The sequence below is a fragment of the Nonomuraea salmonea genome (assembly GCF_042428605.1).
Lineage (GTDB): Bacteria > Actinomycetota > Actinomycetes > Streptosporangiales > Streptosporangiaceae > Nonomuraea > Nonomuraea salmonea.
Map to the genome: position 1 here is coordinate 1 of NZ_JBHMCF010000017.1, position 10,832 is coordinate 10,832.

The 10,832-nt window shown below is 72.8% G+C and carries 10 protein-coding genes and 1 pseudogene; 2 read left to right on the forward strand and 9 right to left on the reverse strand.

What is annotated here, in order from left to right; genetic code table 11:
* A pseudogene (locus ACFFR3_RS19730) lies at window positions 1–198 on the forward strand (NADH-quinone oxidoreductase subunit NuoH); the annotation flags it as partial.
* A 55-nt stretch (window positions 199–253) separates the two neighbouring features.
* On the opposite strand, the gene ACFFR3_RS19735 reads toward ACFFR3_RS19730, so the two are convergent.
* From ACFFR3_RS19735 to ACFFR3_RS19750, 4 genes are all read right to left on the reverse strand, one after another.
* Window positions 254–883 (reverse strand): GAF domain-containing protein, encoded by a 630-nt coding sequence (locus ACFFR3_RS19735; RefSeq protein WP_345409082.1) that lies wholly within the window; start codon window positions 881–883, stop codon window positions 254–256.
* Window positions 870–1,778 carry a S8 family serine peptidase gene (locus ACFFR3_RS19740; protein WP_364385687.1) on the reverse strand — a complete coding sequence of 303 codons (909 nt, stop codon included), beginning with the start codon at window positions 1,776–1,778 and terminating at the stop codon, window positions 870–872. The genes ACFFR3_RS19735 and ACFFR3_RS19740 overlap by 14 nt, the downstream gene beginning before the upstream one ends.
* A gap of 95 nt (window positions 1,779–1,873) precedes the next feature.
* Entirely contained in the window at window positions 1,874–4,999 is a 3,126-nt protein-coding gene (locus ACFFR3_RS19745) for an ATP-binding protein (RefSeq protein WP_364385690.1), read from the reverse strand.
* The gene (locus ACFFR3_RS19750) at window positions 4,996–5,190 is read right to left on the reverse strand and encodes an aroma-sacti cluster domain-containing protein (protein ID WP_345409092.1); all 195 of its coding nucleotides are present in this window, start codon (window positions 5,188–5,190) and stop codon (window positions 4,996–4,998) included. Before ACFFR3_RS19750 ends, ACFFR3_RS19745 begins: the two co-directional genes overlap by 4 nt.
* Before the next feature lie 219 nt (window positions 5,191–5,409).
* Between ACFFR3_RS19750 and ACFFR3_RS19755 the strand changes: the two genes are divergently transcribed.
* Window positions 5,410–5,649 carry a LuxR C-terminal-related transcriptional regulator gene (locus tag ACFFR3_RS19755; protein ID WP_345409094.1) on the forward strand — a complete coding sequence of 80 codons (240 nt, stop codon included), beginning with the start codon at window positions 5,410–5,412 and terminating at the stop codon, window positions 5,647–5,649.
* 6 nt (window positions 5,650–5,655) lie between these two features.
* Here the strand turns inward: ACFFR3_RS19755 and ACFFR3_RS19760 are convergent, their stop codons facing one another.
* From ACFFR3_RS19760 to ACFFR3_RS19780, 5 genes are all read right to left on the reverse strand, one after another.
* Window positions 5,656–7,488 carry a S9 family peptidase gene (locus ACFFR3_RS19760; RefSeq protein WP_379483602.1) on the reverse strand — a complete coding sequence of 611 codons (1,833 nt, stop codon included), beginning with the start codon at window positions 7,486–7,488 and terminating at the stop codon, window positions 5,656–5,658.
* On the reverse strand, window positions 7,485–8,687 hold the full coding sequence (locus ACFFR3_RS19765) for an NAD(P)/FAD-dependent oxidoreductase (RefSeq protein ID WP_345409102.1): 1,203 nt from the start codon (window positions 8,685–8,687) through the stop codon (window positions 7,485–7,487). Before ACFFR3_RS19765 ends, ACFFR3_RS19760 begins: the two co-directional genes overlap by 4 nt.
* A complete protein-coding gene (locus ACFFR3_RS19770) occupies window positions 8,684–8,962 on the reverse strand; it encodes a PqqD family protein (protein WP_364385700.1) in 279 nt (92 codons plus the stop codon). The genes ACFFR3_RS19765 and ACFFR3_RS19770 overlap by 4 nt, the downstream gene beginning before the upstream one ends.
* Window positions 8,963–8,983: 21 nt before the next feature.
* Window positions 8,984–10,450 carry a StsB family radical SAM/SPASM domain sactipeptide maturase gene (gene stsB / locus ACFFR3_RS19775; RefSeq protein WP_364385703.1) on the reverse strand — a complete coding sequence of 489 codons (1,467 nt, stop codon included), beginning with the start codon at window positions 10,448–10,450 and terminating at the stop codon, window positions 8,984–8,986.
* Window positions 10,451–10,571: 121 nt separating this feature from the next.
* Window positions 10,572–10,832: StsA-related sactipeptide RiPP (locus ACFFR3_RS19780; RefSeq protein ID WP_379483603.1), on the reverse strand; the 261-nt coding region annotated here is incomplete at its 5' end.

Here is a 10,832-nt window from a genome sequence, read left to right on the forward strand (position 1 = left end):
GCACTCGGCGCCGTCATCGTGGTCGGCGCGCTGGCCATCTGGATGCGGTTCGACACCGTTGACCAGCGGCGCAAGGAGGCGAAGAAGGCGCAGGTGGAGGCCGAGTTCGAGGAACTGTCCGAGGAGCCGGCGGCCGGTGGCTTCCCTGTGCCGCCGCTCGACCTGCCGCACTACCACGGGCCCGCTCACCACAGGTAGAGGCAGCGGTGCAGCTAATCGGCCGGGCCGCAGGGGCAGCCGGTCCGACTGCGCTTCATGCGAGGAGTTCGTCGGCGGCGACGAGCAGGGTGAGCGCGGTGGCGTTGGGCGTGCCGCCGCCCGACAGGACGCGGGACGCGATGCGTTCCAGCATCGTACGGAGGTCATCGCCGCGCGAGACGGCCGCGGCGGCGTGCGTGTGGCGCCAGCGCAGCAGCAGTTCCAGGCCGCAGGCGGCCTGCGTGGCGAGCAGGGACAGCAGGTCCACGTCGGCGAGTTCGCCGCGCAGGGCGTCCGAGCGGTCCAGCACCTCCAGGACGCCGATGCACTCCTCGTACCGGATCAGCGGGGCCGCCATGATGCTGCTCGGGACGTAGCCGGTGGCCTCAGCGGCGTAGCGGGCGAAGTACGCGACCTCCTCCACGTCGTCGGCGATCATCGGCTGGCCGCTCGCCGCCACCCAGCCCGCGATCCCCGTCCCCTGCGGGAAGCGCGTGCCCGGCAGGTGTCCCTCGCCCTTGCCCGAGACGGCGGTGAAGACGAGCTCGCCGGTGTCGCCGTCGACGAGGAAGATCGAGGCGGCGGCGGAGTCGAAGACGTGCCTGGCCACCTCGACCACGGACATCAGCAGCCGGCGCTCGGTGAGCTCGACGTCGCCGGGTGGCAGCGGATCACGTACGGCCATTGATGCCTCCAGGGTCTTCTGTGACGTTGTTCGCGGCCAGGAAGAGCACCGACTTGAGCTGGAACGGTGTCAGCCAGGGGTGTTTGCTCATGATGAGGGCGCAGACGCCGGTGATGTGGGGGGCGGCGAAGCTGTTGCCCGTGCTGCGGATCCGCCTGCCGCCCGGCCAGGCGACCGGGACCCGGACGCCCCGGGCGTGGAACTCGGCCGGCGGCGCCGGGTTGTAGTAGTACGTCAGGGGGTCGGTCTCGTCGTGGCTGGCCACCGAGATGACCGAGGAGAACGTCCACGGGTAGCTGACCACCGGCATGTTGTGCGCGGCGGCCACCAGCATGGTGCGCCGGAAGTACGCGCGGTCGGCCAGCTCCTGCAGCGGGCCCTGGAACTCCTGGCGGGTGGTGGACAGGCTCAGGTTGATCACGTCGAAGCCCTCGTCCACCGCCCAGCCCAGGCCCGCCAGCAGCGCCGCCCCGCTGCCCGACCGGCCGTCGGTCAGCACCCTGACGGAGGTGAGCTCGGCCGCGGGGGCGATCGAACGGATGATGCCCGCACAGGCCGTCCCGTGACCCGCCGGGTCGGTCGGCTCGCAGTCGACGACGGCGGCCGCCCCGGCTCGCGGTGGTCCCGTGCCGATGGTGGTGCGCGCGGTGGTCGCGGTCATCGCCGTGTCGGCGATCACCTCGTCCGTACGGGCCTCGCCCTGGACGACCACCAGGGATCGGGCCAGGTCGCCGACCAGGGGGTGGGTGCCGTCCACTCCTGTGTCGATCACGCAGACCCGGACGCCGGAACCGTCCGAGCCGCCCCAGGCCCACTCGCGGTCGATCTCCCCTTGGCGGCTCACCTCGAACGCCTCCACGCCCAGGCGGGAGGTGGCCTGACTCCACGCGGGCATGCCGGGGAAGGAGGTGGGACGGGCTCTGCGCCACGGTGGCGGGAGCGTCGGCCCCCGCCACGGTGGCGAGGGCGTCGGGCCGGATGCGGTCGTGCTCATGGGGCCGCCTCTCCGCGTCCGGTGCCGCGGTTCCTGGGCCAGGCGGCGCCTTTGGCCGCGTAGGCGCGCCGGGCTCGGTCGGTGGCCGCATCCGCCTCGGTCGGGTGGTTCGCCGTGCGGTAGGTGTCGGCGAGTTCGGTCAGTACGTCGCCGCGCAGGCACGGGTCGTCGGTGCGGCCGAGCCGTTCCGCCGCCTCGCCGGCCAGCGTGACGGCCCGGTCGTGGTCGCCTTCGAGCGAGGCCAGGCGGGCGCGCAGGGCCAGCGACATCAGCTCGCCGCGCGCCGGCAGCCGCACACCGGCGACCGGCACGTCGTCACGCGCCCGCGCGGCGTTCATGTCGTCCTTCGCACCCGCGGCCTCCACGCCGTCATGTGCGTGCGCGGCCTCCACGCGGGCCAGGGTCTGGGTGGCCTCGCTGTGGCGGCCCTGGCGTATCAGCTCGCGGGCCGCGTAGATGTCCAGGGTGGCGGCGGGGCCCGGGTGGCCGGCGGTGCGCAGGGCGGTGGCGGCCTGGCGGAAGCGGGTGGCGGCGGCGCGGGGGTGGGCGTCGAGGGATTCCACCAGGCCGCTCACCTGGGTGACGGCCGTGGCGGCGAGGTCGAGGTGGAGGTCGGTGGCGTGGCGGGCGGCGGTGGTGAGGACAGTGCGGGCCGCACGTATATGCCCCGCGAGGGCCAGCAGCCGGGCCTGGGTGATCAGTACCGGCACGAGCAGGGCCCGGTCGTCCGCGAACCTGGCGGAGAGCTCGGTGCACAGCGCCAGGCCCTCAGGGATCGGGGTGGGCGACCACTGGGCCAGCTCGCAGACGCCGCTGAGCAGGCGGTTCTCCTCGTAGCGGTCGCCGAGGGAGCAGGCTCGGTCCAGGCCCGCGCGCAGAGCCGCCTCCGCGGCTCCGAAGCGGCCCTCCCCCAGGTGGGTGAGTGCTTCCAGCTCGTGGAAGCGGCACCAGCTCAGGTCGTCGTCCGGCTCGGCGGTGAGCAGGTCGCGCAGCGGGTCCAGCGCGGGGTGGGCGAGGCCGAAGCGCAGGCTCAGCGTCTCGCGCTGGATCTCGCAGGTCAGGCCGGTACGCCGGTCGCCGGGCAGCATCCACTCGGCGGCTTCGACCGCCGCGTACGCCCGTTCGCCGTCGCCGCGTGCCAGGGCGGCGTCGCAGATCCGTACGGCGAGCCGCCGGTGCTCGGGGTCGCCCGGCGGCAGCAGCTCGCGTCCGCGCTCCAGCAGGGCGAGTGCGGCGGGCAGGTCCTTGCGGTGGGCGGCGTGGGTGCCCGCCCCGATGAGCGCGCGGGCGGCGCGTACGGTGAGCGCGGGCAGCAGCGGGTCGTCCGGCTGGACCTCACGCTTGAGCAGGCACGCCGTCTCCAGGTGGTGCGCGAGGTCCCCTTGCGACGGCTCGTCGAAGGAGCCGGCTGGTGGGTGGCGAGGCTCCCGGTCATCCGTGGAGGTGGGTGGCGGGGCTTGGGTGAGGTGGTCGGCGAGGGTCAGGTGCCAGGTGGCTCGCAGTTCCTTGCGGGTCATCGCGTACACGGTGTCCCTGGTCAGAGTTTGGGTGAACTGGTACGAGCCGGGCAGCTCCGCGCGGCGGATCATCCGCTGTCGCAGCAGGCTCCACAGTGCCTCGTCCACGTCGAAGGAGCCGGGGAGCAGCACCGTGAGGCGGTCGCGGGCGAAGACCTGGCCGATGGTCGCGGCACGTTCGAGCACGTCGCGCTCCCCGTCCCCCAGCCGGTCGAGCCGGGCCGCGATGAGCGCCTGGACGGTGGGCGGCAGCGGCGCGCCGGCACCCTCCTCGGCCAGGGTCTCCAGCATCAGCTCGGCGAAGAGCGGGTTTCCGTCGGCGCCCTCCGCCACCCGGTCGAGCAGGGGGTCGGCGCCGTGTGCGACCACCTCGCCAAGAGGCGGGGCGAGACAGGAGACCAGCGCGCGCATCTCGTCGGGGCCGAGGGGGCCGAGTTCCAGCGCGTACGCGCACGCCATCCCGCCGCCCCAGGTGGGCCGCAGGTCGAGCAGCTCGGGCCGGGCCACGCAGACGAGCAGCACGGGCACGTCGAGCAGCCGGGCCGCCAGTTGCTCGATGAGGTCGAGCAAGGTGGGCTCGGCCCAGTGCAGGTCCTCCCAGATCACCACCAGGGGCCGGCGCCGGGCCAGGGCCTCGAACAGGCCGCGTACGGCCCGCGCGATCTCCTCCACCCCGGAGGTGCCGTCGGTGGCGGCGAGGCCGCGCAGGGCCCGTACGCTCGCCGGCTCCAGCTCGGGCGCGACGAGCGGCCAGTCGCCGTTGAGCGCTTCGAGCATCTCGGCGATGGGCCGGTAGGTGATGCCGGCCCCGTACGACGGGCACCGTCCGACGAGCACCGACGTCTGCGCGGGCAGCCCTCGGGTGAAGTCGCGCACCAGCCGGGACTTGCCGATGCCGGGCAGCCCGAGCAGCGTGACCACGCAGCACCGGCGGTCGCGGGCGGCCCGCCCGTACGCCTGCCTGAGCTGCCGCGCCTCCTCCTCGCGGCCGATCAGCGGCGCCTGGTCGTCCTCGCGGGCGGCGCCCGGCGCGCCGAGCGAGAGCAGCCGCCAGGCCCGCACGGGAGCGCGCTTGCCCTTGAGCCGCAGCGGCGGCACCGGCTCCACCTGGGCGTAGGCGCGGACCATGCGGGCCACCTCGTCCCCCATGAGGATGTCGCCGGCGCCGGCCGCCGACTGCAGCCGGGCGGCGGTGTTGACGGTGTCGCCGGTGACGCGCAGGTCGGCGCCGGGCAGGTCGATCACCATGGCCTCCCCCGCCGCGATGCCGCAGTGCACCTCCAGCCGGATGCCGTGGGTGGGCGCGAGATCGTCGCTGAGCCGGCGGACCCGGGCGAGTGCGGCGTGCGCGGCGCGTACGGCACGCAGCGCGTCGTCCTCGCTGCTGGCCGGGACGCCGAACACGGCCATGACGGCGTCGCCGATGTACTTCTCGACCACGCCGCCGTGCTCGGCGATGCCCGCGGTGCAGGCGCGGTGGTAGCGGTCGAGTACGGTGCGCAGCAGCTCGGGGTCGAGCCGCTCGGCGAGCTCGGTCGAGCCGACCAGGTCGACGAACACGACGACCACGCGCCGGCGGGCCGGGCGGGCGGCCCTCGTGCTCATACGAGCTTGAGGTCCTGGCCCTCGACCTCGCCGGCCGCCGCGTCCAGCCGGGTCTTGATCGAGTTGAGCAGCTCGACCTCGGGCCTGCCCAGCTCGGCGAACACCTGCCGCTGCCGCTCGTTCAGCAGGTCGACGGGGTGTCCTGCGGCGCGCAGCGTGGCCAGCGCGTCGAAAGGCGTCTCGCTGTCCATCGGTCAACCTCCCGGGCAGGTGGGCACTGATCTGCACGCTATGTCCGGCCGGTTTCGCGCCGGTATGGCGGCGGCATGCCCGCGCCATAGCGGCCGCCACGGCTAACCGGGGCCATGGCCGGGCCATACCGGTACGCAACCGGGCTCTCCTAGCGTTCGAGGTCGGAGGCGCTCACGTCCGGGGCGCCCGCGGTCGATGCGAGCCGTCCGGAGACTTCCATGACTCTTGTTTCCGATGACCTGATCAATGATCGTGACCGGCAGCTGATCGTCATGCTCGCCACCGGGTACACGACGACGCGGATCGCGCGGGAGATGCGCCTGAGCAGGTACACCGTGGCCGAGCGGATCGGCAAGCTGCTCGACCGCTTCGCGTGCAGCAACCGCAGCCAGCTGGTGGCGTACTGCTACGCCCACGAGCTGCTGCACGTCGGCGTCTGGCCGCCGGCGTGCTCGTGAGCGGTTCTATGCCAGGTGCGCGGCGAGGAAGCGTTCGACGGCGGCGTAGTACGTCTCCCTGTTCTCCGGCCTGAGCAGCCCGTGGCCCTCGTTCTCGAACAGCAGGTACTCGTGCGGCACGCCGCCCGCGCGCAGCGCCGCGACGATCTGCTCGGCCTCCTGGCGGGGCACCCGTACGTCGTTCGCGCCCTGGACGATCAGCAGCGGGATCGTGATGTCGGCGGCCCTGGACAGCGGCGAGCGCTCCCACAGCAGGTCGCGCTCGGTCGCGGGGTCGCCCACGTGGGCGTGCATGAAGGTGTCCACGGTCCGCCGGTAGGCGGCGCCGCCCTCCAGCAGGGTCAGCAGGTTCGACGGGCCGCACAGGTCGATGGCGCAGGCGTACGCGCCGGGGGTGAAGGCCGCGCCGGCCAGGGCCGCGTATCCGCCGTACGAGCAACCCATGATCGCGACCCTGGCCGGGTCCACGGCGCCACGGGCGGCGAGGTACGAGACGGCGTCCAGCAGGTCCGTCTGCATCGCCGCGCCCCACTGCTTGGCGCCCAGGTTGTGGAAGTGTTTGCCGTAGCCCACGGAGCCGCGGAAGTTCACCTGGACGCAGGCGTAGCCGCGGTTGGCGAGCAGCTGGGCCTCCTCGTCGAAGCACCAGGAGTTACGCCACCAGGGGCCGCCGTGCACGTTCACCACGGCCGGCAGGTCGCGGCGTTCTGCGCCGGGCGGCCAGGTCACGTAGCCGTGCACCTCGACGCCGTCGCGGGCGTCGAACACGAACGGCTCCATCTCTGCGAGCCGGTGGCGCTCCAGCTCGGGCTGGTGGGAGAAGAGGAAGCGCAGGCGGTCCTCGTGCCGGTCGTAGACGTAGTAGCGGACCGGGGCGTCGCAGGCGACCACGGTCACGACCCACGTGCGGTCGCCGCGCTCGGAGCGGTCGATGTCGAGCTCGCCGTGCACGCCGAGCTCGGCTAGCCGCTCGCTCAGCCGGGTGACGGCCCGCGCGTAGGCGTCGTCGAGGAACAGGCGCTCGTCGCGGTCGCGGCCGAACACCACGGCCTGCGGGCGGCGGTGGATCGGGTCCACCTCCAGGGCCTTGGCGTCATAGACCGGGTCGGCGGCGAGGAGGGTGCGCCGGCCGGTGGCGGCGTCCACGGCGTACAGGCGGGTGGCGTTCGCGCCGATGGACGAGAGCAGGTAGACGGTCCTGCCGTCGCGGGAGTAGCCGGCGACGCGGGTGCCCATGGCGTCCTCGCGCAGCACTTCCAGCCAGGGCGTGGGCTCGTGGGCTCCTGGGCTGGTCAGGTGGATGGTGAGGGTGCCGTCCTGGTTCATGGTGGTTCCGCCGCGGATGCGCAGGCGGGGGTCGATCTCCCAGCTCAGGTAGCCGGGATTGTCGGCGATCTTGGTGAGGTCGCCGGTCGCCAGGTCGAGGCGGTAGACGTCGTGCAGCTCGGGCCGGTCCTTGTTCAGGCCGATCAGCATCGTGCCAGGTCGTGAGCCGTTGTGCGCGAGCACGCGGGTCTGCACGCCCTCGAAGGGGGTGACGCAGCGCTCGGCGCCGGTGTCGAGATCGACGAGGTAGAGCCGCCAGCTCTCGTCGCCGTCCCGATCTTGCAGGTAGTAGAGGGTACGGTCGTCGTGGCAGAACCCGGCCGACCTGATCCCCCGCCCGCGATCCTTGGTGACCGGCCTGGCCTCGTCCGGCGCGTCGGCCGGGCCGGCCCAGACGTTGAGCACGCCGTCGTCGGGGGCGAGGAAGCGCAGCCTGGTGCCGTCCGGTGACAGCGCGGGGGCCAGGTAGGCGGGGTTGCCGAACAGCAGGCTGCGCGGGATCAGGCGGGTCATGGCGTGCTCTCCTGCTCGGCGATCAGGGTCTGGGCGCGGAAGATCCGGGTCGCGAACTGGTGGCTGGTCAGCGCGGCCCGGCTCAGCAAGGTGGGCCGCGGGGAGCCGTCCTGGCCGACGGCCATCCGCCACGACGGGTCCGCCACCTCGGCCACGGCGGCCTGGAGCTCAGGGGTGCGGCAGGGTTTGACGCCGCCGTGCCCGGCCAGCTCGCGGTCCAGGCGGAGCGCGGTGAGCGCGGCGATCGACAGGCCGTGGGAGTGGACCGGGTTGACCGCGACGACCGCGTCGCCGATCGCGAGCACCCCTTCCGGCAGGGGCGCGCGTTCGAAGAAGCGCCGCCTGTTGCTCGTGTCGCGGTACGGGCGGATGCGGCCGAGCGGCGTGGCCGCGGCCATCAGCTCCCCGATGAGCGGGCTGCGCAGGCCGTGCGCGAACGCGGTGAAGCCGGGCTCCTTCACGGGCGGGTCGCCGGTCAGGGTGACGACCCAGCGGCCGTTCTCGATGGGGAACAGCGTGGCCCCCCGCGCGGGGCCGTCCGGGTGCGGGTGGATCATGATCGCCGGTGTGGCGGCGGCGCGTCCCGCGGGCGCCCGGTAGAGGCGGGTCGCGTACGCCAGCTCCGAGGCGACCACCGTCTCCTCTATCTGCGGCACGCCGAGCCCGGCCAGCCAGCTCGGGGCCTTCGAGCGGCGGCCCGTCGCGTCCACGACGAGATCGGCCTCCACGGTCCGCGGCGGGCCGCCCGCGCGGCCGACGGTCACGCCGGTGACGCGGCCGGCGTCGCCGGTCAGGCCCAGCGCGACGGTGTCCGGCCACACGGTGACGCCGCGCAGGGCCCTCCGGCGTACGACGTGGTCCAACAGGACGCGGGTGCACGAGATCAGGTACGCGCCGGTGTCGTGCCGGGCGAACCAGCCGTCCGCGCTGAGGATCAGCACGTCGCCGGTCAGGCCGCGGCGGTGCGCGCCACGGGCGTACAGGGCCTTGAGCGTGCCGGGCAGCAGCTCCTCAAGCGCCCGCGCGCCGCCGGTGACCAGCACGTGGCTGTGGTGCGCCTGCGGCAGCCCGCGCCGGGGCAGCGGCGCTGACGGGTAGCGGTCGCCCTCGACGAGCAGCACGTCGTCCGCGTGCCGGGCCAGCACCGCGGCGGCCAGCACGCCAGCGAAGCCGCCGCCGAGGACCACCGCGCGGGTCACGCCGGGCTCTCCTCGAACAGGCCCTGGTCCACCATCGTGCCGATGAAGGCGTGCACGTCCGCCACGATGCGCTTGATCAGGGCCGGGTCGGTGCCGGCGAACTCGCGGGACAGGGCCGAGGCGACCGGCTGGGCCCCGCCGCCGCCAGCGACGGCGAGCCAGATCTTGGAGCCGGTCTCGTTCAGGGTGCGGAAGTCCCCGGTCTCGGTGTGGTAGAGCGAGATGCCCTCGCCCGTCTCCTGCCACACCACGGCGTCACTGATGCGGAGCGACACGCGCCACCTCCTGCTGTCTTGTCATCGGACGGGGGTTATCGGGAGCAGCTCGCCGACCCGGGCCCGCGCGGGCGGCTCGGGCGTGGGCAGCGAGACGGGGACGAACGTCTTCCAGTCCTCGTACACCGCGTGCACCTCGCCGGTGGCGACCAGGCGCGGCGTGGTCATCTCGGTGTCGTGCGCGGCGATCTCGCGGGGATCGACGCCGGCCTCCTGCCACATCTGGGTGACGACGCCGTGCCGCAGGATGCGGCACAGGTGGCGGCTGTTCCTGCGGGCGTCGCCCGACTCGGCCATGTGCGCGGCGCGGCAGCCGCCGCCGCAGGTGGCCTTGATGTAGCAGCGCTCGCAGTCGTCGTGGTACTCGCCGCCGAAGACGGTGCTCGTCCGCATGCCGCGCAGCACCGGCGTGGCGAAGATGTCCTCCAGCGACTGCCGCCTGACGTTGCCGGCGAAGTGCTCGCGGCCGGTGACCAGCTTGCACGGGTAGACGTCGCCCAGCGAGTTGATGTAGATCTCGCTGCCGCCCATGCCGCAGTTGCCCTTGATCGAGCAGGGCGAGATGGGCTTGGGGCCGAGCGGGCGCAGCTTCCCCGCGACCGGCACGGTCCACACGAGCTGCTGGACGCGCAGGTGGTCGGCCCAGCCGAAGTCGTACTCGTCGGTGATCCCGCGGCCCAGGTTGTTGTGGTACATCAGCCGGATCGAGTTGACCTGGAGCCCTTCCATGAAGGTCGCGAAGTCCTCCAGGTGGTGCACGTTCTCCGAGGTGACGATGTGGTTGATGCTCGGCGCCACGCCGGCGTCGTTGAGCAGTTCCAGTGCCCGGTACGTCTTGGCGAACGCTCCCGCGCCCCTGGTGCGGTCGTGGGTCTCGGCGGTGGCGCCGTCCATGCTGACCGTGACGTTGCCGAACAACTCGGCGAACCTGGCGGCCTGCGCCGGTGTCCTGATCATCGTGGCGTTGGTGATGATGTTGCACCTCAGGCCGAGCTCGTTGGCGTGCTCCACGATCGGGAACAGATCCTTGCGCAGCATCGGCTCGCCGCCGGTGAACACCATGAGCCCGGCGCCGAAGCCGGCGATGCGCGAGACCAGGTCGAGGGATTCGGCGGTGTCGAGCTCGCCCGGCAGGCATTTCTCCGAAGAGGCGTAGCAATAGGGGCAGCGCAGGTTGCAGCCGTCGGTGATGGCGTAATAGACCGTCTGCAACGCGGGCTCGGTCAGCTTGATCTTCGGACGGTTGCCGTTGTGATAGACGACCCAGCTCAAAATGAGCTTGGCGAGCGTGCGCTCGGTCTCCCTGGTGGGTTCCAGCGCTTCGCCGGTCCTGGCCAGGGCCTGTAATACGGCGAATTCCCGCTCGTCGAGCACGCATCGGCCGCCGGCGTGCGGATTGACCACCAGATATTCTCCGTCGCGCGCGAAATACGTCAGCCCGTCCGGCACCTCGAACAGGGCGCGGTTCGCTGTCAGCTTCCCGGGCATGTCCACTCCTTGTGTCGCGTCGGCTGTGTCGCGTCGGCTGTGTCGCGTCGGCTGTGTCGCGTCGGCTGTGTCGCGTCGGCTCGCAGGTGCGGCCGCCCGCACCTGCGAGCTCGCCTGCCGGCTACTGGGCGTTCTGTCCCGACCCGGACCAGAGGCCGCAGGCGCAGAGCATGCCCGGCTCGAAGTTCTGCTGCGTCGCCTCGGGGGTGGTCCAGCCGCCGATGGAGTGCGCCAGCACCTCCGGCAGCGCGGCGGGAATCTTGCCCTTGAGCGACACCAGCATGTCCACTTCCTCGCGGGAAAGGACGCTGAATGCCTGCGTCAATTCCGGCGCCTCGGAACCGGTCAGAATTCCGGCCGTGCGCAACGCTTCCTTCGCGTC